General features: G+C 71.6%; 22 protein-coding genes and 1 pseudogene. 13 read left to right on the top strand and 10 right to left on the bottom strand.

The window, feature by feature from the left end:
* Positions 1–36: 36 nt before the first annotated feature.
* A complete protein-coding gene (locus KBX63_RS06000) occupies positions 37–1,239 on the bottom strand; it encodes a chitosanase (RefSeq protein WP_210909042.1) in 1,203 nt (400 codons plus the stop codon).
* A gap of 157 nt (positions 1,240–1,396) precedes the next feature.
* The gene (locus KBX63_RS05995; protein WP_247661754.1) at positions 1,397–2,152 is read right to left on the bottom strand and encodes an SDR family NAD(P)-dependent oxidoreductase; all 756 of its coding nucleotides are present in this window, start codon (positions 2,150–2,152) and stop codon (positions 1,397–1,399) included.
* Positions 2,153–2,346: 194 nt separating this feature from the next.
* Between KBX63_RS05995 and KBX63_RS05990 the strand changes: the two genes are divergently transcribed.
* Positions 2,347–4,653: an LLM class flavin-dependent oxidoreductase gene (locus tag KBX63_RS05990; RefSeq protein ID WP_210909038.1), complete on the top strand. Its 2,307-nt coding sequence runs from the start codon at positions 2,347–2,349 to the stop codon at positions 4,651–4,653.
* Between the two features lie 18 nt (positions 4,654–4,671).
* On the opposite strand, the gene KBX63_RS05985 is transcribed toward KBX63_RS05990, so the two are convergent.
* Complete coding sequence (locus KBX63_RS05985; RefSeq protein WP_210909036.1) at positions 4,672–5,199, bottom strand: MarR family winged helix-turn-helix transcriptional regulator; 528 nt, start codon at positions 5,197–5,199, stop codon at positions 4,672–4,674.
* 122 nt (positions 5,200–5,321) lie between these two features.
* Between KBX63_RS05985 and KBX63_RS05980 the strand changes: the two genes are divergently transcribed.
* From KBX63_RS05980 to KBX63_RS05955, 6 genes are all read left to right on the top strand, one after another.
* Positions 5,322–6,845 carry a GMC family oxidoreductase gene (locus KBX63_RS05980; RefSeq protein ID WP_210909034.1) on the top strand — a complete coding sequence of 508 codons (1,524 nt, stop codon included), beginning with the start codon at positions 5,322–5,324 and terminating at the stop codon, positions 6,843–6,845.
* Between the two features lie 290 nt (positions 6,846–7,135).
* The gene (locus tag KBX63_RS05975; protein ID WP_307871631.1) at positions 7,136–8,746 is read left to right on the top strand and encodes an ABC transporter substrate-binding protein; all 1,611 of its coding nucleotides are present in this window, start codon (positions 7,136–7,138) and stop codon (positions 8,744–8,746) included.
* Positions 8,743–9,777 carry an ABC transporter permease gene (locus KBX63_RS05970; RefSeq protein WP_210909030.1) on the top strand — a complete coding sequence of 345 codons (1,035 nt, stop codon included), beginning with the start codon at positions 8,743–8,745 and terminating at the stop codon, positions 9,775–9,777. The genes KBX63_RS05975 and KBX63_RS05970 overlap by 4 nt, the downstream gene beginning before the upstream one ends.
* Positions 9,770–10,642 carry an ABC transporter permease gene (locus KBX63_RS05965; RefSeq protein ID WP_210909029.1) on the top strand — a complete coding sequence of 291 codons (873 nt, stop codon included), beginning with the start codon at positions 9,770–9,772 and terminating at the stop codon, positions 10,640–10,642. Before KBX63_RS05970 ends, KBX63_RS05965 begins: the two co-directional genes overlap by 8 nt.
* A complete protein-coding gene (locus KBX63_RS05960) occupies positions 10,642–11,640 on the top strand; it encodes an ABC transporter ATP-binding protein (RefSeq protein ID WP_210909028.1) in 999 nt (332 codons plus the stop codon). The genes KBX63_RS05965 and KBX63_RS05960 overlap by 1 nt, the downstream gene beginning before the upstream one ends.
* Positions 11,637–12,323: an ABC transporter ATP-binding protein gene (locus KBX63_RS05955; protein ID WP_210909027.1), complete on the top strand. Its 687-nt coding sequence runs from the start codon at positions 11,637–11,639 to the stop codon at positions 12,321–12,323. The genes KBX63_RS05960 and KBX63_RS05955 overlap by 4 nt, the downstream gene beginning before the upstream one ends.
* A gap of 110 nt (positions 12,324–12,433) precedes the next feature.
* On the opposite strand, the gene KBX63_RS05950 is transcribed toward KBX63_RS05955, so the two are convergent.
* From KBX63_RS05950 to KBX63_RS05930, 5 genes are all read right to left on the bottom strand, one after another.
* The gene (locus tag KBX63_RS05950; protein ID WP_210909025.1) at positions 12,434–13,264 is read right to left on the bottom strand and encodes a PIG-L family deacetylase; all 831 of its coding nucleotides are present in this window, start codon (positions 13,262–13,264) and stop codon (positions 12,434–12,436) included.
* A 174-nt stretch (positions 13,265–13,438) separates the two neighbouring features.
* Positions 13,439–14,092 carry a peptide chain release factor H gene (gene prfH / locus KBX63_RS05945; RefSeq protein WP_210909023.1) on the bottom strand — a complete coding sequence of 218 codons (654 nt, stop codon included), beginning with the start codon at positions 14,090–14,092 and terminating at the stop codon, positions 13,439–13,441.
* A complete protein-coding gene (locus KBX63_RS05940; RefSeq protein WP_210909021.1) occupies positions 14,089–15,276 on the bottom strand; it encodes an RNA ligase RtcB family protein in 1,188 nt (395 codons plus the stop codon). The genes prfH and KBX63_RS05940 overlap by 4 nt, the downstream gene beginning before the upstream one ends.
* Before the next feature lie 340 nt (positions 15,277–15,616).
* Positions 15,617–16,744 (bottom strand): ice-binding family protein, encoded by a 1,128-nt coding sequence (locus KBX63_RS05935; RefSeq protein ID WP_247661753.1) that lies wholly within the window; start codon positions 16,742–16,744, stop codon positions 15,617–15,619.
* 340 nt (positions 16,745–17,084) lie between these two features.
* Complete coding sequence (locus KBX63_RS05930) at positions 17,085–17,588, bottom strand: class I SAM-dependent methyltransferase (protein ID WP_247661752.1); 504 nt, start codon at positions 17,586–17,588, stop codon at positions 17,085–17,087.
* Between the two features lie 319 nt (positions 17,589–17,907).
* Between KBX63_RS05930 and KBX63_RS05925 the strand changes: the two genes are divergently transcribed.
* Entirely contained in the window at positions 17,908–18,654 is a 747-nt protein-coding gene (locus tag KBX63_RS05925) for an SDR family oxidoreductase (protein ID WP_210909017.1), read from the top strand.
* Between the two features lie 11 nt (positions 18,655–18,665).
* On the opposite strand, the gene KBX63_RS05920 is transcribed toward KBX63_RS05925, so the two are convergent.
* Together KBX63_RS05920 and KBX63_RS05915 are read right to left on the bottom strand one after the other, a co-directional pair.
* Positions 18,666–20,897, bottom strand: coding sequence for a hypothetical protein (locus KBX63_RS05920; protein WP_247661751.1), 2,232 nt, complete (start codon positions 20,895–20,897; stop codon positions 18,666–18,668).
* 207 nt (positions 20,898–21,104) lie between these two features.
* Positions 21,105–21,604 (bottom strand): annotated as a pseudogene (locus tag KBX63_RS05915) (nuclear transport factor 2 family protein); the annotation flags it as partial.
* A 112-nt stretch (positions 21,605–21,716) separates the two neighbouring features.
* On the opposite strand from KBX63_RS05915, the gene KBX63_RS05910 reads away from it, so the two are divergent.
* From KBX63_RS05910 to KBX63_RS05890, 5 genes are all read left to right on the top strand, one after another.
* Positions 21,717–22,928, top strand: coding sequence for an aromatic acid exporter family protein (locus KBX63_RS05910; RefSeq protein WP_210909014.1), 1,212 nt, complete (start codon positions 21,717–21,719; stop codon positions 22,926–22,928).
* A gap of 90 nt (positions 22,929–23,018) precedes the next feature.
* Entirely contained in the window at positions 23,019–23,543 is a 525-nt protein-coding gene (locus KBX63_RS05905) for a hypothetical protein (RefSeq protein ID WP_210909012.1), read from the top strand.
* A 70-nt stretch (positions 23,544–23,613) separates the two neighbouring features.
* Positions 23,614–24,456, top strand: a complete 843-nt coding sequence (locus KBX63_RS05900; RefSeq protein ID WP_210909010.1) for a DUF4097 family beta strand repeat-containing protein — start codon at positions 23,614–23,616, stop codon at positions 24,454–24,456.
* A 42-nt stretch (positions 24,457–24,498) separates the two neighbouring features.
* On the top strand, positions 24,499–25,455 hold the full coding sequence (locus tag KBX63_RS05895) for an ATP-binding cassette domain-containing protein (protein ID WP_210909006.1): 957 nt from the start codon (positions 24,499–24,501) through the stop codon (positions 25,453–25,455).
* Positions 25,452–26,240, top strand: coding sequence for an ABC transporter permease (locus KBX63_RS05890; protein WP_210909005.1), 789 nt, complete (start codon positions 25,452–25,454; stop codon positions 26,238–26,240). Before KBX63_RS05895 ends, KBX63_RS05890 begins: the two co-directional genes overlap by 4 nt.
* Positions 26,241–26,309 lie beyond the last annotated feature (69 nt).

Below are 26,309 nucleotides of genomic sequence, written 5' to 3'. Positions count from 1 at the left end.
CGCTAAACCTTGTCGCCGGCGTCAAGGCAAGGGCGCCTAGCCGATGCGGAACTGCTCCCCGTAGACGGCGAACACCAGCGGCGTGTTCAGGTCGAAGTTGCCGTTGTTGAGGAACACCCGCTGGGCCGTGTCGACGCGGGACGTGTCCGAGTGGGCCGCTTCCTTCTTCATCTCGATGACCCGCTCGTCGAGGAAGGCGTGCAGCCAGGCGCGCTCGTCGCCGCCCTGGGGCGGTGGCTTCGCCCGGGCCAGGGCGCGGTTGCGGATCGCCCGCATGCCCTCGTACCCGTGCATCACCGCCGCGTCGTAGTACGCGAACTGGCCGAGCGCCCGAACCTGGTCGGTCTTGCCGTCGCGTACCGACGGGTTGAAGTAGACCCGGTCCCGCTCGGCCTCCTGCGCGGCTCGGAAGACTGGGTCGGTGGCCGCGGCCCGCCAGTCGCGGGGGAAGTTGGGGTCGAGGCCGGCGTGCGAGTCGGTGCCGTTGACGGAACGCAGCGCCGGCAGGTACGGGGCCAGCACGTTGCCCGGCTTGGTGCGGGTGTACGCCTCGACCAGTTCGAGCATGTCGCCGGTGCCGGAGCAGAAGCCGATGATGCCGGCGGTGTAGCCCCGCCCGTCGCCGATGTCCTCAATGTAGGAGAACTGCGCGCGCCAGTCGAGCGACGAGTTCTCCGCGGCCGAGACGAGCTGCATGGCGGCGTCCTTCTTCGCCGGGTCGTCGAGGTTGCGACCAGCCGGGACGGTCGGGGTGGGGGTGCCACCACCGGGCAGGGTCCACCGTTGGTTGGTGGCGCCGGAGCAGCTCCAGATCTGCAGCCGGGCGCCGTTCGCGGTGCTCCGGTCCGTGACGTCGAGGCACTTGCCGGAGCCCGTGTTGATCAGCGCGCCGTTGTTGGCCGTCCACTTCTGGGCGCCGGTGGTGTTGCAGTCGTACAGCTGCACCTTGGCGCCGTCGGCGGTCGACGCGGCGGTGACGTCCAGGCACTTGCCGAGTGCCCGGATCGAGCCGTCGGCGTTGCCGACCGTCCACGTCTGGGCCGCGCTGCCGTTGCAGTCGTAGAGCTGGACCGGCGTGCCGTTGGCCGGGTTGGCCCCGGCCACGTCGACGCACTTGCCTCCGAGGCCGGTGATCGGGCCGGCGGCCGCCGCGCTGGCCGACGGCAGGCCGTACCCGAGGGCCGCCGTGCCGACCAGCAGCGCGCCCACGACGTAGGCGGCTGACCTCTTGCGAAGCATGATGCTCCTCGGGGACGGGGCGGCGTGCCGCCGGCGGGTCGGTGGCCCCCGTGCGGCGGACCGAACCCCGAGGGCGCCGCGAGCATCAGGAAACTCTGTTAACAAATAGCAGCGCGTCGATGAGCTGTCAATTCAGGGGCGGCGTGGTGGACGCGCCCTACGGCCGCAGGCCGCCCGAGGTCAGGATGACCTCTCCGGTCAGCCACCGGGCTTCCGGGCCGGCGAGGAAGGTCACGACGCCGGCGATGTCCGAGGGCTGCCCGAGTCGGGCGAGCGGAGTCTGCGCGACCAGCTCTCTGATGTACGGGCTGTCGATGAGCCCGTGCTCGTGCCCACCCTCGGTCTCCGTACCGCCGGGCGCCACGGCGTTGACCCGGATCTGCCGTGGGCCCAGCTCCTTGGCCAGTACGCGCGTGATGGCCTCGACGGCGCTCTTCGTGGCGGTGTAGATCATCAGATTCGGCTGCGACATGTGCACGGCGGTCGAGCTGATGTTGACGACGCTGCCACCGTTCGGGCCGAAGCGCTGCACGGCCTCCCTGGTCGCCAGGATGACCCCGAGTACGTTCACGTCGAACTGGAACCGGTAGTCCCGCTCGGTGACGCGCTCCAGCGCGCCGAACTCGTAGACGCCGGCGTTGTTCACCAGGATGTCCACTGACCCGAACTCGGCGACCACCTGCTGGAACATGCTCTCCACATCCGGTGCCTTGGTGACGTCGGCAGCGATGGCGATCGCCCTGCCGCCCTGTTCCTCGATGTTCGTCACCACGTGGGCCGCCCGGTCCGTGTCGCCCGGGTAGTAGTTGACGACCACCGCGGCGCCTGCCGCGGCCAGGTTCGTGGCGATGGCGGCCCCGATGCCCTGGGCAGCGCCTGTCACGACGGCGACCTGGCCGGTAAGTGTTCCCATGATCCCTCGCTTCGACGGTCAGCGCGTCCTGGTGCGGACGCCCTGTAGGTGTCCGAGCATGCGCGCCAACCGTTTGTTCGACAACTCATGTTGTGACCAACACATTTGCTGATCGGCGCGGAATGTGCGGACGAGCAAATAAGTTGTGGATCAACAGAAGTTGACCGACGAGAAGCAGATTGGTGGGTACGGCAATGCCCGATTACGGACACGACCTCCTGTTCGGGACGTTCCTCACGCCGAGCGCGCACGACCCGGACCGGGTCGTGGCGCTGGCTGAGCTGACCGAGGCGTCGGGGCTGGACCTCGCCACCTTCCAGGACCATCCCTACAACGCCGAGTACCTCGACACCTGGACTCTGCTGAGCTGGGTGGCCGCCCGTACCGAGCGGCTACGGATCTCGGGGAACGTCCTGAGTCTGCCGCTGCGCCCGCCGGCCGTCCTGGCCCGGGCCGCGGCGAGCCTGGACCGGCTGTCGCACGGCCGGTTCGAGCTCGGCCTTGGCGCCGGCGCCTTCTGGGACGGGGTCGAGGGGATGGGCGCGCGCCGGCTGACCGCCGGGCAGGGCGTCGACGCGCTGCGCGAGGCGATCGACGTCCTGCGCGGCGTCTGGGACGACAGCGCCGCCGGGCCGCTCCAGCGCGAGGGAAAGTACTACCCGGTTCCGGGCATGCAGCGCGGCCCGGCACCGGAGCACGACATCAACATCTGGCTCGGCGCCTATCAGCCTCGGATGCTGGCGTTGACCGGCCAGAAGGCCGACGGTTGGTTGCCGACGCAGGAGTACCTCCGGTCGCCGGACCGGACCACCGCCAACCGGCTGATCGACGAGGCGGCGGTGGCGGCCGGACGCGACCCGCGACAGATCCGCCGGCTGCTCAACGTGTTCACGGTCGACGTGTCGTCGCGTAGCCGCGGCTTCCTCCAGGGGCCGGCCGAGCAGTGGGTCGACCAGCTCCTCCCGCTGGTCCTCGACGAGGGGTTCAGCACCTTCCTCATCGGCCGCGACGATCCACGCCTCATCCAGGTTCTCGGGCAGGAGATCGCCCCCGCGCTGCGGGAGGCCGTGGCCAAGGCACGCTCGGAAAGCACGACCACGACCGGCCGGGTCCGGTCGAGCGTCGCCCTGGCCAAGCGCCAGCCCGGCGTCGGCTACGACGCCCTGCCCGCGTCGCTGGCCACCAGATCCGTCGAGCCCGGCGACCCGGAGTACGAGCGGGTGCGCCACAGCTACAGCTGGCAGGGATCACCGGCCCTGGTGATCCGCCCCCGGGACGCGGCCGAGGTGGTCGACGCCGTGACCTACGCGCGGACGCAGCAGCTTCCGCTCGCCGTACGCAGCGGTGGGCACGGCATCAGTGGCCGGTCGACGAATGACGGCGGGGTCGTCATCGACATGTCCACGATGGACAAGGTCGAGGTGCTCGACCGGTCCACCCGCCGGATCCGCCTCGAGCCGGGCGCCCGCTGGGGACACGTCGCCCAGGCGCTCGCCCCGTACGGGCTGGCGATGAGCTCGGGGGACTACGGCGACGTGGGTGTGGGTGGACTCGCCACCACCGCCGGCGTCGGATACCTGGTGCGCAGGTACGGCCTGACCATCGACCACATCGTCGCCGCCGAGATCGTCACCGCGGACGGGAACCTGCTCCGGGTGGACGCACACCATCACCCCGACCTGTTCTGGGCGATCCGCGGCGCCGGCGGCAACTTCGGCGTCGTCACCGCCCTCGAACTGGAGGCGTACGAGGTCGACAAGGTCGTGTTCGCCCAGCTCGTGGTCGACGCGAGCGACACCGCCGACCTGCTCGGTCGCTGGGGGCGGCTCATCGAGGACGCGCCGCGGGAGTTGACCAGCTTTCTCTCCCTGTTCCCCGGACGCCGCGGCAACCCACCGATGGCCCAGGTCACCCTGGTCTACGCCGGTGACGACATCGAGGCGGCGCACGCCGCCCTGAGCCCGTTCCTGGAGATCGGGCCGATCCTCGACCAGCAGGCCCAGCTCGCGCCGTATCCGGCGCTCGTCGCACCGCCCGGCAACCAGCATCGGGGCCAGGGGCTGTCGGACAGCCACAGCGGCCTGCTGCATCACATCACACCGCAGGCCGCGGAGGTCATGGCGACGATGATCCGCTCCGGTGACGTGATGGTCATGCAGTTCCGGTCCGTCGGGGGAGCGGTCAACGACATCGCCCGCGAGGCCACCGCCTACGCGCACCGGGATCAGAACTTCTCCGTGCTCGCCGCCACCGTCCCGGACCGCAGGCTCCGGCTCGACAAGCTCTGGGCCGACCTGTACGAGCACCTCGACGGCATGTACCTCAGCTTCGAGTCCGACACCAGCCCGGAGCGGCTCCTGGACGCCTTCCCCGAGCCCACCCTCAGCCGGCTGCGCGCCGTCAAGGCGACGTACGACCCGGACAACGTCTTCAACCGCAACTTCCCCATCCCACCGGCGCCTGCCGAGCAGGCTGGAGAGGGGACCGACGATGGCGCCTGAGGTCGGTCCGGGCCCGCGTCAGCGCGGGGACTGATCCGTCGGGCTGATGACGCTGCTCACCGCGGCGCAGGGGTCGGTGCCGGGTGCGGCGGCCTGGATCGCCTCGGCGGCGCGGTCGGCGAGGTCGCGGAAGGTGGCGCGCTGCTCCTCGGGCAGCCCGGCCAGCACGTGGTCCTCGGCGTGTGCGACCCGCTTCTCGGCGTCGGCGAGTGCCTGCCGCCCGCGCTCGGTGGCCACGATCCGGCGCGCGCGCCGGTCGCGGGGGTCCAACTGCCGCTCGATGAGGCCGGCGTTCTCCAGGTCGTCGATCACGTACGTCAGGACACTGCGGTCGATCACGAGCCGGGACGCCAGGGCCGCCTGTGTCGGCACCTCTTCATGGACGACCACGGCCAGGATGTGGTAGCCGCGGCTGCCGTGGGGCAGGTCCTTCAGCGCCTCTTCGACGTACTCGTGCCAGCGGCGCAGCACCATGCCGAGGGACCACCCGAAGTTCGAACCGCGCTGGCGGTCGGCTGGCAGCTCGCACGGGTCGATGTCGGACATGTTCCCACTCTAGCAGGCGGTGTGTTGATCGGAACATCGGTTGTCGAACAAACTATTTGCGGCACATACTTGTCGGAGTGCTGGCCTGCTGACCAGCCCCATCAGCCGAAAGAGGCACGAACATGACAACCACCGAAAGCGCCGACGTCGTGGTCGTCGGCGGCGGGACCGCCGGCTCCGTCGTCGTGCGGCGGCTCGTCGACGCCGGGCACCGCGTCGCCGTCATCGAGGCCGGCCCTGCGGACGGGCGGCCCGAGATCGGCAGCCCGTTCGGTGCGGGCGCCCTCTTCGCCAGTGAGGTCGACTGGGCGCTGTCCACCGTGCCGCAGTCGCACGCCAACGACCGCGTGCTCTACCAGCCCCGGGGCAAGAGCCTCGGCGGCAGCACGATCCTCAACGGCATGCTGTACATCCGTGGTGCGCACAGCGACTACGACGCGTGGGCCGCCGCCGGTGCCACCGGTTGGTCCTGGCGCGAGGTCGAACCGTACTTCCGCCGGCTCGAGAACTACGACGGGGCGGCCGACCCCACTCGCGGCGCCCACGGCCCGCTGCGCGTGCACCGCAACACCGACCCGGACCCCCTGGTGACCGCCTTCGTCGACGCCGCGGTCCAGGCCGGGCATCGCTTCAACGACGACTACAACGCCGGGGACAGCCGAGGTGTCAGCTACACCCAGGCCACCGTCGATGACGGGAACCGGGTGACGGCATGGCGGGCATACGTGAGCCCGGTGGCCGACTCCCCGCTCCTGCGGGTCATCACGGACGCGCTGGTTACGAAGATCGTCATCGAGAACGGTCGGGCGGTCGGGGTGGAGTACGTCCACGACGGCGAGCGCCACGTCATCCGCGCCGACCGGGAGGTCGTGCTCTCCGCCGGCACCTTCGGCACGCCCCAGCTCCTCATGCTGTCCGGCGTCGGCGCCTCCGCCGACTTGCGCCAGCACGGCATCGAGGTGGTGGCGGACCTGCCCGGCGTCGGGCGGAACCTCCGTGACCACGTCGCCAGCCCCGTCGTGTGGGAGAGTGGCCGCGCTGTCCCGACACCCCGGATGACCGGCATCGAGGCGCAGGTCATCGCCGACTCCGGAGGCACCGGGGCGACCGAGCCCGACCGTCAGGCGGTCTTCCTCTCCTTCGTCTACTCCACCATCGCGGAGAACCTGCCGGAGCAGGGGTTCACCGCACTGGCCATCCTGCTGCACCCGCACAGCCACGGCCAGGTGCGACTGCGCTCCGCGAACCCCGGCGACCCGCTCCTCGTCGATCCCGGCATCCTGTCCGATCCCCGCGACATCGAGGCCATCGTCGACCACCTCGAATCGTTGCGCGACATCGCCCGACACCCCGCGCTGGCGGACTGGATCACATCCGAGGTCCACCCCGGCCACGACCGCGTCAGCCGGGACGCACTCCGCGACTATGTGCGGGCCTCGGCGGGCAGCGGTCACCACCAGGTTGGTACGGCGCGCATCGGCACCGACCCGTTGGCCGTCGTCGACCCGCAGTTGCTCGTGCACGGCGTCACCGGGCTGCGGATCGCGGACGCCTCGGTCATGCCGACGACGCCCGCGGGCAACACCGCCGCACCCACCCTGATGATCGGAGAACGCGCGGCCGATCTCATCCTCGGCACCCACTGAGCGGGGCCACCCGAAGCGGCGGGGTGACGATTCCGGCCAGGGCGACGTCCCGAGCCACAGCAGCGGCCGGGCCTGGCCCCGGCGGAGTCGGCGTTGCCGCAGCCGCGACACCAGGGGCTTATTGCAAACTCTTGGCAGTTGCGACAACATGGCAGCAGTGATGATCCTCTTCATCGGACCCGACCGGCGCGTCCGGCCGGGTAGGGCCGGTCACCCTGGCGCGGCGACGATCCGCTGCACCTGTCAGGGCGACCGGCTCCGCACGTCGTCTGGACCACGAGGAGTTGTGAGTGGGCGTCCACACGCTGCCCGACCTGCGGTACGTGACCTCCCGGCTGACAGCCCTCACTGTCGCCGTGCTCGCCCTCGCCGCCTGTTCCGCGCCGTCCACGACACCGTCGGCGCCGGGAGGTGACACCCTGGTCGTCGCCACGGCCGGCGAGCCGGACGCCCTGAACCCGGTGTTGAACTACGGCGTGGACGGCGGGTCGCTGATCTTCGACGGCCTCGTCAGCCGCGACGAGAGCAACCGGCTCGTCCCGGCCCTGGCCCGGGACCTGCCGACGTTGTCAGCCGACGGAAAGACGGTCACCGCGAAGCTGCGCGACGGCGTGCTGTTCCACGACGGCAGCCCGCTGAGCGCGCAGGACGTGGTGTTCACCTACCAGTCGGTGCTGGATCCGAAGGTCGACTCGACGCTCCGCTCCGACCTCGACATGCTCGTCTCCGTCACGGCACCGGACCCGGCAACCGTGGTGTTCCGGCTGAAGTACCCGTACGCACCGTTCCTGCAACGGCTGACGCTGGGCATCGTGCCGGCCAAGGTCCTGGCCGGGCAGGACATCAACAAGGCGGCGTTCAATCGCCAGCCCGTCGGCACCGGCCCGTACGAGGTGAAGTCCTGGACGCCTGGCGACCGCCTCGTCCTGTCGGCCAACCAGAAGTACTGGGCCGGCCGGCCGGCGAACAAGGGCGTCGTGGTGGCCTTCGTCGCGGACGACAACGTCCGCGCCCAGCGGGCCCGGGCGGGGGAGTTCGACGTCGCGGAGCTCGCGCCGAAGCTGGCCGCCGGGTTCGACGGGCAGGCCGGCTACCGCGTACAGAAGGTCCCGACGGCCGACTACCGCGGGGTGACGCTGCCCATGGGCAACCCCGTCACCGGGGATGTGGCCGTGCGTCGGGCGTTGAGCGCCGCGGTGGATCGGGCGGCGCTGGTGACCGGGGTGCTCGGCGGGGCCGGGGAGCCCGCGTTCGGGCCGGTCCCACCGTCGTCGCCGTTCGCCGAGCCGTCGATCGCCGGGAAGGCGGGCGCCGCCCCCGATGCCGCGGCCGCCCTGCTCGACGCTGCGGGCTGGAAGCCCGGCCCGGACGGCATCCGGGCCAGGGACGGCCGGCCGGCGGCGTTCGCGCTCATGTATCCGGCCACCGACAGTCTGCGCAAGGAGCTGGCCCTCGCCGTGACGGCGGATGCGAGGAAGGTCGGCATCAAGGTGACCCCGGAGGGCCTGACCTGGGACGCCATCACCCCGCGAATGGGCAACGACGCGCTGGTCATGGGGTACGGAACCCCGTACGACCCGGACTTCGTCTCCTACAAGTTGTTCGGCTCCGCCTTCGCCGGTCAGGGCTTCTTCAATCCCGGCTCGTACCGGTCCCCGACCGTGGATCAGGCGTTGCAGGAGGGCCGCGACCACGCCGACCCGACTCGCCGCCAGGCCGCCTACTCGGCGTTCCAGAAGCAGATCGCCGCCGACGTGCCGTGGGTGTTCCTCACGTACCTCCAGCACACCTATGTCGTCAGCGCCACCGTCACCGGCGTCGCGGCGCGGGTCGAGCCGCACGAGCACGACGTGGCCAACAGTCTGTGGTGGAACATCCACACCTGGACGAAGAAGCCGTGAGCACACCCACGCCTGTCCGGCCGGGCGCGCCGCCCCCGCGCCGGCGCTCCCGTCGACTGGCGGGGGTCGGCGCCGTGGTCCGCCGCCGGCTACTGGTCGCCGTACCGGTGCTGGCCGCCACCAGCGCCGGCATGTTCGCCCTGGGCGCGGCGTCGCCGATCGACCCCGCCCAGCAGTACGCGGGCGCGGCGGCATTCACCACCAGCGAGGAGAACCTCGCCCAGATCCGCGCCAACTGGGGAGTGGACGACCCGCTGCCGGTGCAGTACGCACGCTGGGTCGGCCACCTGCTCCAGGGAGACCTCGGGTGGTCCACCAGCCGCCACGAACCGGTGACCTCCGTCCTCGCCGCACGCGCCGGCTGGACCCTGCTGCTTGTCGGCGCTGCCCTGGCCCTGGTGCTGGTGACGAGCCTGCTGCTGGGCACCCTCGCCGCGTACCGGCGCGGCGGGTGGCTCGACCGGGGACTGCGAGCGAGCGCGTACGCGGTGCAGTCGATGCCGGTGTTCTGGCTAGGACTGGCCGCGATCGCCCTGTTCGCCCTCGCCCTCGGCTGGCTGCCCGCCGGTGGCCTCACCGGCATCACCGCCACCGGAACGGACCCGGCGGATGTGGCGCGGCACCTGATCCTGCCCGTGGGCGTGCTCGCCGTCGCGCAGGCGCCGTGGTTCGTGCTGTTCATCCGCGACGCGGTCGCCGAGAGCCTCCGGGACGACCACGTCCTGGCCGCCCGCGCCCGCGGCCTGCCCGGCCGCACCGTGCTGTTCGGCCACGCCCTGCGGACCGCGCTGCTGCCGTTCCTCACCCTGGTCGGCACCCACCTGCCCGAGCTCGTCGGCGGCGCCGTCCTGGTGGAGACGGTGTTCTCCCTGCCCGGGCTCGGCGCGGTCACCGTCCAGGCGGCACTGGGCAGCGACTTCCCCCTGCTCGCCGCGACCACCCTCGCGACGACGGTCGTGGTGCTGGCCGCGAACCTCGTGACCGACCTCGCCTACGCCGCCGCCGACCCCCGGGTACGCCTCGATGACTGACACCGCCCACACCATCCCCGCCACCCGCCGCCCGCCGGTGAAGCTGCCCAGCGCCGGCGTCCTCATCGCGAGCGTCGTGCTCGCCGTCGCGGTGGCCGCCTGCCTGCTCGCACCCGCGATCTGGCCGCTCGACGAGAGCGCGGTCGACCTGGCGCGTACCCGACTCGCCCCGTCCTGGGCGCACCCGGCCGGCACCGACGACCTCGGCCGCGACGTCGCCCACCGCAGCCTCTACGGCCTGCGCGTCTCCCTGCTCGTGGGCGCGGTCGCCGCGCTGGTCGCCACCGTCATCGGCGGTCTCGTCGGCGCGGTCGCCGGCACCGTCGGCGGACGCACCGACAGGGCGCTGATGCGCCTGGTCGACACCGTCGGGGCGCTGCCGCACCTGCTGCTGGGGATCTTCATCGTCGCGATGCTGCGTCCCAGCCTCGGCGCCGTCATCCTGTCGATCGGGCTGACCCACTGGCTGTCCACGGCCCGGATCGTCCGCTCGGAACTGCTCAGCCTGCGCACCCGGCCCTTCATCGACGCCGCGGTCTCCGGCGGCGCCAGCCGCCTTCGCGTCCTGACTCGACACCTGCTCCCACACGTCCTGCCCCGACTGGCGCTCGCGACCACGCTGATGGTGCCGCACGCCGTCTGGCACGAGACCGCCCTGTCGTTCCTCGGCCTCGGCCTGCCCCCGCACCTGGCCTCACTCGGCAACATGATCAACGACGGGCAGCGGTCCCTGCTCACCGGCGCGTGGTGGGCGAGCCTCACGCCCGGGCTCGTCCTGATCGTGGTCACCCTCGCCCTCGCCACCCTCAGCGGCCGCTGGCGTGATCGACTCGACCCCCGCGTCCGGGCGGAGCTGAACCTGTGATGGCCACGCCCGCCGCCGCACCCGCGGCCACCGCCAGCGGCACCCGGCACCCGCTGCTGGACATCGACGGTCTGACCGTCCGCTTCCAGTTGCGCGGCGCTGTCGTGCATGCCGTCACCGACCTGCACCTGGCCGTCCGGCCGGGTGAACTCCTCGCTGTCGTGGGCGAATCCGGCTGCGGCAAGTCGGTGCTCGCGTACGCACTGCTCGGCCTGCTGCCCGCCAACGCCACCATCACCGGCAGCGCCCGACTGCACACCGGGAACAGCGCGGTCGACCTGCTCGGCTGCGGCGAACGGCACCTCGCCCGGCAGGTCCGAGGCCGGGCCGTCGGCCTGGTTCCACAGAGCCCTGCCACCGCGCTCACCCCGGTCCGCACCGGCCGGCGCCTGCTCACCGAGACCCTCCGTGCCCACGGCCACACCCGCATCGCCGCGTCCGCCGGCGCCGACCGACTCGCCACCGACGTGGGCCTCGACCCCACCGACCTCGACCGCTACCCCCACGAACTCTCCGGCGGCATGGCCCAACGACTCGTCACCGCGCTCGCCCTGGCCCCGGACCCGCCGCTGCTACTCGCCGACGAACCCACCACCGGCCTGGACCGACCCCTCGTCGACCACACCCTCGATCTGCTGCGCCGCCGCTGCGACACCGGGGCAGCCGTTCTGCTCATCACCCACGACCTTGCCGCCGCCCGCCGCGTCGCCGACACCGTCGCCGTCATGTACGCCAGCCGCATCGTCGAACACGCCCCGAGCGACCTCCTGTTCACCGCCCCCGCGCACCCCTACACCGCGGCACTGCTGGACGCCCTGCCCGACCGGTCCTTCCGACCCGTTCCCGGCCATCCGCCCATGCTCACCGACCTGCCCGACGGCTGCGCCTTCGCACCCCGCTGCGATCGCGCCACCGACACCTGTCACCGGCTGCCCGCGCTCACCCACGCCGGGGCGGGCCGGGTCGCCTGTCATCACCGGATCGGAGCGGAGACATGAACGAGCGCGGACTCGCGGCCCACCAGGTCACCGTCTCCTACGGCCGGCAGCGGGTCCTCGACCGCGTCGATCTGCGCCTCGTCCCCGGCGAGACCCTGGGACTGCGGGGACCCTCCGGCAGCGGCAAGTCCACCCTCGTCCGCGTCCTCGCGCTCCTGCACCAGCCCGGCGGCGGTCACGTCAGCATCGACGGCGTCCGCGTCACCGGCGCACGCCACCGCGTCCCCGCATCCGTCCGTACCCGGGTGGCGATCCTGTTCCAGAGCCCCCGCGCCGCCGCCGACCCGCGACTCAGTCTCGCCGACATCATCGCCGAACCCCTGCGCGCCACCGGCACCTCCGACACCGCGGCCCGCGCGGCCACGGTAGAGCTCGCCGACCTGGTCGGGCTCACCCCGGATCTGCTCACCCGACGGCCGCACGCCGTCAGCGACGGGCAACTACAACGCGCCTGCCTCGCCCGCGCCCTCGTCCACCAGCCGGACTACCTGCTCTGCGACGAGGCCACCGCCATGCTCGACGCGTCCACCCAGGCCCATGTCGCCGCCGTCATCACCACCTACCAGCGGCAGCACCACGCCGGCGTCCTGCTCATCACCCACGACACCGCCCTCATGAAGCGGTGGGCCACCCGCATCGTCGACAGTCCCGAGGCGATGGCAACCCCCACGGCGGTCAGGTAACCAGGGTCCCGCCCGGGGACGCACGAGATGTCACCATCACCACGGGTCGACTGGAATCGTGATCGTTGCCCCGGTGTGGAGCGTGCGGCGCCGCGTCAGGCGGCAACGGGTCAGCGCAGTCCGGCGAAGAGGTCGTCCTCGGGGAGCGGCGCGCCGGTGGTGTCACGGACCCGGACGAAGGTCTCCATGCCCATCAGCTCGGTGAACCGCTCCCTGCCCAGTTGCAGGAAGAAGATGTTCTCGGTCTGACTGGCGTGCGCGGCCAACGCGTCGAACTTCTGCTCGCCGTAGGTGCTGGTGTCCACCCAGGTGGTGATCTCGTCGTCGGGCAGGCCGAGCTCCGGCTCCGGTTCGCCCGACGCGTCCGGCTCGGCCCACTCGACGCCGAGCTCCTGCATGATCCGGCCGAACTCGGTGAACGCCGTCCGAGGCACCGTGGTCCAGTACACCTTCGCGGGAACGTCCGTCTTCGCGACAGCTGCCATGGTGATGCGGTGGGCCTGGATGTGATCCGGGTGGCCGTAGAAGCCGTTCTCGTCGTAGGTGACGACGACGTCCGGCCGGTACTGGCGAATCAGTGCCGCCAGCCGGTCCGCGGCCTCGTCGACCGGCGTGGTCCAGAACGCGCCGGGCAGGTCGTTCGTCGCCCAGCCCATCATCCCGGAATCGGCATAGCCGAGCGTCTCCAGGTGGGTGACCTTCAACGCCGCGCAGCTGGCCTCCAACTCGGCCTGGCGCATCGCCACGACCGCGGCCGGGTCGTGCGCCGGGTAGCCGGGCTTGACCCCGCCGGGACCGTCGCCACATCGCCCGTCGGTGCAGGTCACCAGCACCGTGGAGATCCCTTCCGCCGCATAGCGCGCAAGGACACCACCGGTGCTCGTCGCCTCGTCGTCGGGATGCGCGTGCACCGCCATCAAGGTCAGAGATCGCTCAGCCATGCCATCACCCTACGAGGGTCGCCGCCACGGCCTGCGCCTGCACACGTAAGACGCGGTACGAACACCGGACCATCGGCGGCGGAGTCGGGCACAACCTGCCGCAGGAGGCCCCCCCAGGCGTTTGCCGACGCGGTGCTGCAGGTCTGATCCCGTCGCTGGTGCGAACGGACCCCGTCATCGCTGCCGCGAACGCTGCCTGGGGGTGTCCTGTTCCGATGGCTCCGGGCGTTCGACGCGGGTGGGGTTGCCGCGTACGAGTTCGTCGTGGACGCGCCAACGGGCGGTGGTGACGGCGCGACGGGCCGCCTCGTCGCCGCGCTCGATGCGCTGCCGCAGCAGGCGCAGGGCGATGCGCCGGTTGAGGCTGAACTGTCGCTCGTCGTCCACCACGACGACGATGCCCGAGGGGCGGTGCGTCGCCCGTACCGCCGTGCTCGCCTTGTTTCGGTGCTGGCCCCCGGGGCCGCCGGTACGGCAGGCGACGATGTCGACATCCGCCTCTGCGAACGTCGTGGGCGGGGTGTCGAGCTGGGGCGGTTGCGCGATGACGTACCAGTTCTTCCGGCCGGCGCTCGCCCGGTAGGGGCTGGGCGCCTGCCAGCACAGGGTTCCGGTCCACGAGGAGCTGAACGCCTCGGCGGCCGCACCGGAGATCTGGATCAGAACCGACCGGTAGGTGCCCGGCCGGTCACCGGGTACGGCCCGGACCCGCCGAACCGTCAGGCCCTGCCGGGTGGCCTCGCCCTCCAGGCGGCGCAGCAGGTGGGCCAGCGCCCAGGCACACTCCTGCGGGCCACGCCCGGCCGACAACAACAGATGCACGCTCACACCCGGCCTCGCCTGCGGCGCTGGTCGCGGCGGTCCGGCCGGGGCGTCAGCCCCGGATCCGGCGTCTTGTACGTGACCAGGGGAGTGGTGGTGGCCACCGGCGTGGCCAGGTGGTGGTCGACGAGGTCGGCGATCACCTGCTCGATGCGTTTGTACGCCGTGGGCGCCTCCTCGAACAGCAGCTGACGGTCGCCGCACACCACCAGCGACCCCACCGGAGTGCGGCGCAGCTCGTCGACGGTGTGTTTGGCCCGGCCGCGGCGCAGGGCGTCGGCGCGCGACATCTTGCGGCCCGCGCCGTGCGCGACAGAGTGGTTGGCGTCCGGTCCGGCGTGGGCCGCCACGAGGTAGGACGAGGTGCCCCGGGTACCGGCGATGAGGACGTCGCGACCGTCGCCCGGTGCCGCTCCCTTGCGGTGCAGGTAGACCCCGTCGCGGACCTCGACCAGGTTGTGGCACTGGTCGACGATCGGCTCGCTGGGCTCGGCCCCCAGGGCGTACGCGACCCGGGCGGCCAGCAACCGCCGGTTGAGCGATCCCCAGCGCACCGCGTCGTCATGCATGGCCAGGTAGGCGGCGGGATCGGGGGTGGGGCCCGCGCCATGGACCTCGGTGTGCGCCCGCAGGATCCGCTCGCCCAGGCCACGGGAACCACTGTGGACGATGAGGACGAGGTCACCGGCGTCGAGCCCGAGACGGGTCGCGTGACCGGGGTCGAAGACGGTGTCGACGCGCGCGAGTTCGACGAAGTGGTTGCCCCGGCCGACCGTCCCGAGGCCCTCCAGGTGGCCGGCGGGAATATCGTCCCGCACGACGGCCCAGGCCGGGTCGTCGGCGTCCCGCTCGCGGTCCAGCGCACGGTCGAGGTCGGGGAACCGCGCGGCGAGCCGCTCGGGTACGACGCGCTTGAGCCGGATGGGGAACACGGCGATGCCGCAGCCGATGTCGGAGCCCACCAGGAACGGGTACAAAACGGTCGACGCCATGGCGGCGCCGATGGGTGCACCCTTGCCCGGGTGCAGGTCCGGCATGGCGGCAACGTGGATCATGCCGTCGAGGGCGGCCACCTGCTGGCACTGCGCGAGGGCATCGGACTCGATCCAACTCGCGGGGGAGGCGAACACCGAGACGGTCGCCGGAGTGGACGGGTGCAGGGACTCCCGACGGGAGTGGTGCTGGGACAAGGATGCTCACTTCTCGCGAAACGCAGGGACGGACGGCATCACGGCACCGGGCGGCGTCGCCAGGGTGGCTCGGAGCGGGGGAGTGTTGCCCGTCAGTACGTCATGGACACCACTCTGGCGGCGCCCGGCGCGTTCAGCAAGCGAGTTTCCTTCGTCGCGTACGTTGCCGCGACAGACCGGGCGAGCCGAGCGAGCCGCCACCCCGCGCACAGCCGTCGGATCGTGTGTCACGGTCCGGATGACGCTGCGTGCAGGGCGGCGGCCCGCTCTCACTGGTGGCGTTTCGAGAACAGTCAAGATGGCGGGGGCCCGGCCGGCAGGTCGCCGGCCGGGCCACCGATCAGGACTCCTGGCGTCGACGCCGGGCGAGGAAGAAGACGAGCCCGCCCAGGGCGACCATGACACTTCCGATGCCCGTCATGGCCGGAATCACGCCGCTACCGGTTACCGGCAGGACCTTGTCGCCCGGCTTCGTGGGGAATCCGGGGCTACCTGGGGCTCCCGGGGCTCCAGGACTACCGGGCGCGCCGGGGCTGCCTGGTGCGCCGGGGCTGCCCGGTGCACCGGGTGCGCCTGGCGCTCCGGGACTACCTGGGGCTCCGGGGCTGCCTGGCGCACCAGGGCTGCCGGGTGCTCCGGGGCTGCCTGGCGCACCAGGGCTGCCGGGTGCTCCGGGGCTGCCGGGTGCTCCGGGGCTGCCCGGTGCTCCGGGGCTACCGGGCGGGCCGGACGGTCCGGGTGGGCCGGACGGTCCCGGCGGGCCGGTCGGCCCAGCGCAGATGGGTGCGGTGATGACGTTGTTGTCGAGGGTGACGGCGGCGGTTCTCGCCAGCGCGCGGCCCTGGAGCCTCGCGCCTGTGGCCATCGTGATCGCGGCCTGAGCCATGATGGTGCCCACGAAGGAGGTCCCCGTGCCGATCGTTGCCGAGCTGCCGATCTTCCAGAACACGTTGCAGGCCGAGGCGCCATTGATCAGGATGATGCTGCTGTTCGACGCCGTGGTCAGCGAGGAGTCGACCTGGAAGATGAACACGGCCGCCGGGTCGCCCTGGCCGTTGAGCGTCAGGGACCCGGTCAGCTCCGCGGCCCCGATCCGGTAGACCCCGGCGTTGAGCGTGTTGCCGGCGCCGAGCTCTGACGGAAGGACTGTGAACGGGGTCCGGCCGGCAGCGTCGTTGAATGCGGTGGTCAGATCGCTCTGGGCCTGTAGGGCGACCGCGTCGCCGAGGTGGACCTCGCCGCCGATGGTTGCCGTCTCGAAGCCCGACTGGGTGTTGCCCGGGTACCGGCCGAGACTCTGGGCCAGGAAGCTGGGGCCGGTGTTGGTGGGCTCGGCCCCGGCCAGGACGGAGAAGTTCGCCGACGTCCCCAGACCCACCGGTGCTTCCTGCGCGTTGGCTGCGGTCGAGTTGAAGAGCAGCAAGCTGGTTGCGACGGCGGCGGCCGCGGAAGCCGCGAGCGTCGGCAAGACCGCACGCCGTAGGCGAAGATGAGGTTTTGCTGTCACAGAACACCCTCCGTGGGTACTACCCGCAGGACGCGTCTCGCGAGTCGCTCCTGCGCGAACGGTCTGAATGGCGCAGACAAGTGCGCTGACCACCACATCACGTTGGGTGCCCTTATGCCGCCAAAATGGGGCAATTAGTATCACCAGTACGAATGGAACGAAACTTCATGTCCTCATTGCCGGCCTCGTGTTCATCGCATCAGCCCGGCGACCACAGATCGTCCGGTTGCCAGACCGGTCCGACGTGGATTCACCGCCGGCGGCAGCGGAGGTGGCGACGACAGCCGACCGGCCATCCCCGCTACCGGGCGTTCGGCGCCGGCCTGATCGCGCCTCCGACGACGCAGGGCGAGGACGGGCTGTTGCTGCCGGCCGGGAACCGGAACCGGTGCAACTCCTCGATGACGAACCCGGCCGCGCTGATGGCGGCGGTGGTGTCGCGGCCGGTGTGGCAGCCGGCGAACAGGTTCGGCCACAGCGTCGCGTCGAACAGCCGTTGGACCCGGCGCAGACCGCCCGGGCCTTCGGCGGCGACGTGCTCGAAGAACCGCAGCTGACCGCCGGGGGGCAGCACCCGGTCGATCTCGGCGAGCGCGGCCGCCTGATCGGGCACGGTGCACAACACCAACGCGACCACCGCCGCGTCGAACTCGCCGTCCCTGGCCGGTAGGGCCTCGGCCAGACCGTCAACGACCATCACGGGCACCGGCGCTGTCTGCGCGGCCCGGATGGCTGCGGCGCGCAGACGTCGTTCCGGCTCGACCCCGACGACCTCGGTGACCCTGGGTGGGTAGTGGGGGAACATGCGGCCATTGCCGGCGCCGATCTCGATCACCCGGCCGGACAGGCCGGCGACGAGACTCCGCCGGTGCTCCGCCGGTGCTCCGCGGTGCCGGCGCGGTCCATCACCATACTGAGCCGCTCATAGACCCGGGCGAACACCGGGTGGGACACCGTGGCCAGGACGACCTCCAGATGCGACGGGCGCGGTCTCCCATGGTGCATCAGGCACACAATCATGAGCCGTGATGTCTACGCGCCACCTGTCCGCAGGTGCGTAGCCTGATGTCGTCGTGACCCCGTCCGCCCCGTGATCCGTCAGCTGACAGCAGGAAGGCTGGTTCATGAAGATCGTCGTTATCGGCGGTAGCGGCCTCATCGGCTCCAAGCTGGTGGGCAAACTCGGCGCGCAGGGTCATGAGGCCGTCCCGGCGTCGCCCAAGACCGGCGTGAACACGCTGACCGGTGAAGGGGTGGGTGAGGTGCTCGACGGCGCCGATGTGCTCGTCGACGTGTCGAACTCCCCCTCGTTCGAGGACGCCGCCGTGCTGGAGTTCTTCCAGACGTCCACCCGGACCCTCCTCGCCGCCACGACGCAAGCCGGGGTGGGGCACTACGTGGCCCTCTCCATCGTGGGCTCGGACCGGCTTCCGGACAGCGGGTACATGCGGGCCAAGGTCGCCCAGGAGAAGCTCATCGCCGCGTCCGGGCTGCCCTACTCGCTGGTGCACGCCACGCAGTTCTTCGAGTTCGTCCAGGGCATCATCGACGCCGCCACGGACGGCGACACCGTACGCCTCGCGCCGGTGCTCATCCAGCCGATGGCGGCCGACGACGTCGCGTCCGCGGTGGCCGAGGTCGCGGTCGGCGCGCCGACGAACGGTACGGTCGAGATCGCCGGGCCGGAGCAGTTCCGCCTCGACGAGCTGGGCCGATCCGTTCTCGTGGCCCGTTCCGACTCCCGTTCGGTGGTGACCGATCCCGGCGCCCGGTACTTCGGCGCCAGCCTGGGCGAGCGCTCCCTCGTCCCCGTCGACGGCGCCCGCGTCGCCGATACGCGTCTGGACGACTGGCGCGCGCGGACGGCCTAGCGGGACCTCCACTACGTCGCCGTGGCGGGCGGATCCACCGGCCCGCCGAGGCGCCGCACCAGCTCACGCGCCGCAGCGGCGAACGACTCGTCGGACTCGTCGGGGCAGTGGCCCTGAATCGGTGGGGGGACGCTGTCGCTGGGCGGCGTCACCACATCGACGGGATCTCGCAGTCGGCGGTCCACCGCGGCCGGCGGGCCTTCGACGGTGGCCCGCTCCCCGGGCCGGTGGGGGGAGAAGGTCCAGCCGCCGATGGCGTCGGTGTCGCGCCACAGGTTCACCCACCGCCAGCCGATCCGGCCCCCGATCTCCCACAGCGCCGCGTCGTCGACGTAGGCGGGGAAGATCTGCCCGTAGAGCCTGCGCAGCGGCGACCCGTGGGTGAGCAGGGCGACCCGGCTGCCGACCTCCGGTGGCAACTGGAGCACCGTCGCGGCGAGCAGGACCGAGCCGTGGCTGTGCCCGGTGAGCAGCACCGCGTTGCCCTGGGAGACCAGGTACCTGATCCGTCGGGTCAGCTCCGGCACGGCCCGTTCCGCGTAGCAGGGTGGCGCGAACGGGTGGGCGGCCCGGGGCCAGAAGGTGGCGAGGTCCCAGAGGACGCCGACGTGGCGCCGGAACGGGACGCTCCGGTAGGCGAAGACTCCGGCGATGATCAGAATGAGGATGATCGCCGCGATCAGCCAGCTGCCGAACGCGATGAAGATGGTGATCAAGTCGGCCGGCACCCCGGCGTACCGCTCGATGGCGGCGCTCGGGAACAGCCCCAGCAGGCCGATGGTGGTGGTGGCCGTGCCGAGTCCGGCGAGGCATCCGTAGGTCACGGCCAACGGCACCAGTTTCTCGGTGAACCGGGCCCGGGCTATCGCCTGCCGCACCTGCCGTAGCCGGGGTTCGGTCTGCGGGGGCGGATCGGGGTAGTCGCGCGCGACGATCGCCGTCGCGGCGCGGAACCGGCCGCGGCGGGAGATCAGGATGATCAGGCCCGCGACGATCAGCGTGATCAGCACCGCGCGGAAGAAGCCGTAGATCGCCCAGGTGTACGCCCGGGGCGAGACGTTGGCTATGCCCTCTCCGGTCGGCAGGTCGCGATCGAGGAAATCCGCCACCCGGTGGACCAGTTCGGCGGAGTAGGCGACCCCCAGGCTGACCGCGGTGGCGGCGATCACCAGCGCCCCCAGCCCGAACAGTGGGGTGACGTCCCGCCGCCGGTCCCGGCGCCAGAGCAGCACCACGCCCAGGGCGGCCAGCAGCGTGGTCTGGGCGACGAACAGCCAGGTCATGATTGCGTCGTAGCCCGGTAGGCCGCCCCGCTCGTGCCACGGCGCGGTGCTGGCCAGCACGTGGGTAAGGACCACGATGGTCAGGATGATGGCGATCGTCCGCAGCGTACGGGTGACCCGGTCGAGCCGCCGGTCGGTTTCGGCCCGATCGATGATCGGGGGCGTGCAGAGCAGGGCCACGCAGGCGACCAGGACCGCCCCGGTGACCACGGCCAGCACGACCGTGACGGCCGAGGCGCCGGTTGCGACTCGGGCAGCGAGCAGGGTGAGGTCGAGTGTCGCGAACGCCGCCGCCACGTGGATGGAGCGCAGCCGACCCACCAGCGGTTCGGCGTCCCACTGGCCGACCGCGCCGAGCGGATGATCGGAGACCGCCTTCTCGGGCGCCTGAAACGCCTCGAACGTCCTCCCCGGGCGGTTGCTGAGGCGCCAGATCAGGCCGATGGCGGCCGCCGGGACCAGCGCGAGCACCGCCAGCCGCAGTCCGACCGGTTGCCCTAGCAACCAGGACAACCAGCTGCGCCCGGCCAGGCAGCGGGCCGAGGTCATGCACTTCGAGGCGATCAGGTCCAGGGTGACGCCGGTGATGGCGAGCACGTAGAGCGCGGTGAGCGTGAGCGCCAGCACCCGGCACAGGGATTTGACCACCGTCCCGGAGCCAGGGTTGGCCGGGCGCATCCAGATGGCCAGGTTGGCCAGCATGAACGGCAGCAGGAACACCAGCGCCAGCGTGCGGGCCACGGTCCCGGAAGGAAGGTCACCCCAGCGGTACGCCTCCAGCGTGACCCCTCGCGGGCCGTTGTCGTCCGAGCCGTGCGGGCGGGCCCGGTAGAACCCCCCGCTGCGGTCGCCCGCCACCTGCGCTATCTGCCGCAGGTCCAACACCTGGTCGGGACTGGCACCGGACACCCCGTGGACCCGCAGCTCCACGATCCCGCCGGACATCTCCGGCGGGCTCAACCGCCCTGATCCATCCGACATCGCCCCCCACGCGTCCGGCAGCCCTGACCACGCGGTTGGGCCGAGGACGGCCCGCGTGGCAGACCGGGTCTACCCCACCCAGACGGACCCAACCGTGGCAACAGCGGACGCGCCGCCGCCCGGCCGACGGGCCCGCGCCGCCCCGTACGCGCGGGAGCGCGGGCCGCCCGGTGTCCCGGGGCCGGATCACCTCGTGTGTGTGGGCGTCAGGTCGGTCCTCGCCTGCCCGGTCTTCAGGTCGAACGGGAACGACACGTGCTGGTGGATCATCTCCCAACCGCGTTCGGTCCGGTGGAACACCCGGGTGCCCCGTCGAGGCCGCTGGCGCAGACCTCGCGCACCTGGTCACGGCCGACGTACTCCAGGGGCTGTTCGTGCTCGTACGAGACGACGGTCTCGGCGATGGGCTCCATGAGGCCCTCGATGTCCTTGGCCGCGGTGGCCTCGAACCAGCGCCGGTGCAGCGTCCGCACCGCACGTTCGGACGCCTCGCGGTCGTCCGCGCCGTTGTCGTCGGGGAACGAATGGTGCTCGTGCGCGACCACCCAGGAGCCCGAGCCGGCCTCCCTGCGCAGGCCGAGGGTCAGGCGCAGCAGGAACTCCGGCCTCTTCGCAAGGTCGTCGGGAGTGCCGCAGCGCAGCAGCGCGTGCGCGTAGGCGACGGTGTCCCCGGCGGTGATGTCGAGCCTACATTCACCGTGGCCGACGTCCGGTCACTGCGCGGCTGACCGCTGGGTGCGCTGGTCCCGCGGCGAGGGCGGCCAGGATTGATCCGGTCACGGTGGGGTAGGCGCCGCCATGGTCGACGCCAATCGGCACGGAGGTGACGGGGGTGCGCCGACCCGGGCGGACGACACCGACCACCCCGGGCTGGCGGCGACCGCCGCCCGGCTTCGTGGCCGTACGGCGGCCGGTCTGCGGGACCGGCTGCGGCGGGTACGCGGCATCGGCGGGCTCGCCGTGCAGGCGGGTCTGGCCGCGGCGCTGTCCTGGCTGGTGGTGCACGAGGTGCTGCACATCTCGCAGCCGGTGTTCGCGCCGATCTCCGCGGTGTCGACCCTCGCCGCGTCGGTCGGCCAACGCCTGCGCCGTACCGTCGAGTTGATCATTGGCGTCGCGGTCGGGGTCCTGATCGGCGATCTGCTGCTCCAGGTGATCGGCACCGGCTGGTGGCAACTCGCCCTGATCGTCGTGCTGGCGGTCGTCGTCGCGTTGTTTCTCGGCGGGAGCGCGGCGGTGGTGATCCAGGCCGGGGCGACAGCGGTGCTCATCGCCACGCTCAGTCCGTCCGTGCGTGACCTGGAGATCCCGCGGTTCGTGGACGCCCTCGTCGGGGGAGTGGTGGCGCTGCTGGTCACCGCCGTACTGCTGCCGTTGAACCCGCTGCGGGTGCTCAACCGGGCCGCGCGGCCGGCGCTGGATCTCCTGAGTGCCCAGCTCGACGCCACCGCTGGCGCGTTGGCGCGGCACGATGCCGCTCCGGCACGTGCCGCCATGGTCGAGCTACGGCAGAACAAGGACGAGCTGAAGGCACTCGTCGAGGCGACCCAGGGCGCACGGGAGGCCAGCACCCTGTCGCCGGTGCACTGGCACGAACGGCACGGACCGGTGGGCCGGTACGCGCAGGCGGCGGAGCCGATCGACCGGGCGATGCGCAACACCGGGACGTTGATCCGCCGGTCGGTGAGCCTGATCGAGGACGGCGAGCCGATACCGGAGCCGATGTCGAGGGCGGTCACCGACCTGGCCGAGGCGGTCCGGCTGCTGAAGCGGCAGTTCGCCGCCGGCGACGAACCCAAGCGGGCGCGGGAGCAGGCGTTGCGGGCGGTCTGTGCGGCCGGCGACGCCTACCGGGAAGGGGTGGGCTTCTCCGGTGCGGTCGTCGTCGCGCAGGTCCGCACGACCGTCAGTGACCTGCTGGTGGCTACCGGACTGACCCAGGAACTCGCGAACCGCGTGGTCCGACGCGCGTTCGGTGAGCTGACGCCGCCCGCTGGTGCTCGTGGCTGAACAGGGCTTATCCAATCTTGCTCAACGCGATGGCGTCACATTGAGCCGTCAGTGTTGCGCGCTGAGCCAAAGTGGTGCCATGATGGCGTCATGGACTTGAGGCCGTACGTCGAGAACCTGCGTAACGAGTTCGCCGTCGCCGCGGAGGGGGTCGACCCGGACGGCCGGGCGCTGGCCGAGCGGCTCTACACCCAACTGGAGGCGGCGACCCGTCTCATGCTGCTCGACGCGCTGTCCGACGCGGCCGACGAGATCACCCGGGACCTCGCCCCCGGGTCGGTGCACGTCCGGCTGCGCGGGCGCGAGCCCGACTTCGTCGTGACTCCGGCCAGCCCGCCGGCCGACAGGGCGGACCAGGACGTCCACCCGCCCGCGCTGCCGGCGCCGGTGCTCGCACCGGGCGGCGACGACGGCGGCACGTCGCGGATCAACCTCCGACTCCCCGACCAGTTGAAGGCCAGCGTCGAGGAGGCTGCCGGCCGGGCCGGGCTGTCGGTCAACGCCTGGCTCGTCCGAGCGGTCGCCGGCGCCATCGGGGCCGGCGAGCCGGATCGTCGCCCGGAACGCCGGGTGGAGCCGCGCTCCGGCCAGCACTTCACCGGCTGGGCGCGCTGACCTCGTACCCCCTTCCTTCCACGCCGCTCACCTGCGGCGATCCCCGCTGTCGACCTTCCGGGAGACCACCATGCCTGTTTTCGATACACCCGAACCCATCTCCGTCCAGATCGAGCTGCCCGTCGGGGACGCCTGGATCAGCGCGACCGACCGTGCCGACACGGTCGTGGAGGTGCGACCCCGTGACCCGTCGAGCAAGGCCGACGTGAGCACCGCGGAGCAGACCACCGTCGAGTACGCCGCCGGGCGACTGGCGATCAGGGTGCCGAAGAGCTGGCGTCGCTACGGCTTCGGCGCCGGCCCGTCGGTCGATGTGCTGATCGAGGTGCCGACGGGGTCCCGCGTGCACGCCGAGGCGTCGTGGGCCGCGTTCCGCGGCGAGGGGCGCCTCGGCGAGTGTCACGTCAAGACCGGCGGCGCGATCCGGCTCGACCAGACCGGGCCGCTGGACATCGACACCAGCCACGGTGAGGTCGCCGTGGAACGCGTGGCCGGCCCGGTCCGGGTGAAGGCGTCCTCCGGCAAGGTGCGCATCGGCGAGGTCGACGGCGCTGCCGAGATCAAGAACTCTTCCGGCGACTGCTGGATTGGCCGGAGCAGCGGCGACGTCCGGATCAACACCGCCTACGGCGACATCACCGTCGACGGTCCGATGGCCTCGGTGGCGGCACGCACCGCCTACGGCAACGTCCGGCTGGGCGAGGTCGTGCGGGGGGCGATCGAGCTGCAGACCTCCTACGGGGCCATCGAGGTCGGTGTCCGCCGCGGGACCGCCGCCTGGCTCGACGTCAGCTCCCGCCATGGCCGGGTGCACAACGCGCTCGAGACGACCGACAGCCCGCCGCAGGCCGACGACACGGTCGAGGTCCGGGCGCACACCTCGTACGGCGACATCACGATCCGCCGCGCCTGATGAACCCCGCGCGGCGACCCCCGTCCACGAATTGAGGAGACCATGGCCAGCCCTTCCCGACCCTCGATAGTCGCCACCGGCCTGCGCAAGTCCTACGGCGACAAGGTCGTGCTCGATGGCATCGATCTGGAGATCGCCGAAGGAACGATCTTCGCGCTGCTCGGCCCCAACGGCGCCGGCAAGACCACCACCGTGCAGATCCTGTCCACCCTGATCGATGCCGATGGCGGCGACGCCCGCATCGGCGGCCACGACCTGACCCGGGAGCCCGACGCGGTACGCGGACTGATCGGAGTCACCGGACAGTTCTCCGCCGTCGACAACCTGCTCACCGGCCGGGAGAACCTGAGTCTGATGGCCGACCTGCGCCACCTGGACAGGGCGACCGGCCGGCGACGCGCCGTCGAGCTGCTCGAGCAGTTCGACCTCACAGAGGCGGCGGGCAAGCCGGTGTCGACGTACTCGGGCGGCATGCGCCGTCGGCTCGACCTCGCGATGACCCTGGTCGGTGAGCCGCGCGTCATCTTCCTCGATGAGCCGACGACCGGTCTCGACCCGCGCAGCCGCCGTGCCATGTGGCAGATCATCCGTGATCTCGTCGCCGGTGGCGTCACCATCCTCCTGACCACCCAGTACCTGGAGGAGGCCGATCAACTCGCCGACCGGGTCGCGTTCCTCGACCACGGCCGCCTGATCGCCGAGGGCACCCCGCGGGAGCTCAAGCGGCTCATCCCCGGTGGCCACGTCGTGCTGCAGTTCGCCGACCTGGCGGGGCTCGACTCGGCCGTTCACACGCTCGGGGCGACCGCCCGGGACGACGCGGCACTCACCCTGCGGTTCCCGAGCGACGGCGGAGTCGGCTCGCTGCGATCCCTGCTGGACCAGCTCGACCGTGCCTCGATCGACGTGGCCAGCCTCTCCGTGCACACCCCCGATCTCGACGACGTCTTCCTCACCCTCACCGGTCAACCCGACAACGAAAGGGCCATGGCGCGATGAGCACCCTCACCCTCGCCGCCCGCGACTCGAGCACGATGCTGCGGCGCAACCTCCTGCACATGCTGCGCTATCCGTCGATGACGCTCCTGCTCATCGGGATGCCGGTCATCCTCCTGCTGCTCTTCGTCTACGTCTTCGGTGGCACGCTCGGCGCCGGCCTCGGACCGACCGGCGACCGGGCCGACTACGCCAACTACGTCACCCCCGGCATCCTGCTCATCACGGTGGCCAGCGGGGCGCAGGGCACCGCCATCTCGGTTGCCATGGACATGACCGAGGGCATCATCGCCCGGTTCCGGACCATGGCGATCTTCCGACCGTCGGTCCTCACCGGCCACGTGCTGGGCAGCCTGCTCCAGACGCTGCTGAGTCTCACGGTCGTGACCGGTGTGGCACTGCTCGTCGGCTTCCGGCCGACGGCCAATCCGGTCGAGTGGCTCGCCGCGATCGGTGTCCTCACCATGATCACCTTTGCGCTCACCTGGCTGTCGGTCGCCCTCGGGCTGGTCAGCGAGAGTGTCGAGACGGCCAGCAACCTGCCCATGCCGCTGGTGCTGCTGCCGTTCCTCGGTAGCGGGTTCGTCCCCACCGACTCGATGCCGACGGCGGTGCGGTGGTTCGCCGACTACCAGCCCTTCACCCCCGTCATGGAGACCCTGCGCGGTCTGCTGCTGGGCACCGGAATCGGTGCCAACGCGATCCTCGCGGTCGCGTGGTGCGCCGTCATCACCGTGCTCTCCTTCTTCTGGGCCAGGGCGCTGTACAACCGCAATCCCGCCCGCTGATCCCCGCACCGCTCGCGGTCGACACACCGCTACACCCGAAGGCCCGGCCGGCAGGCCGGGCCTTCGGCG

Source organism: Micromonospora sp. U21 (genome assembly GCF_018070045.1).
Classification (GTDB): Bacteria; Actinomycetota; Actinomycetes; order Mycobacteriales; family Micromonosporaceae; genus Micromonospora.
The sequence above is the reverse complement of the archived record's forward strand: the minus strand, read 5'-3'. Positions and strand labels throughout refer to the sequence as shown.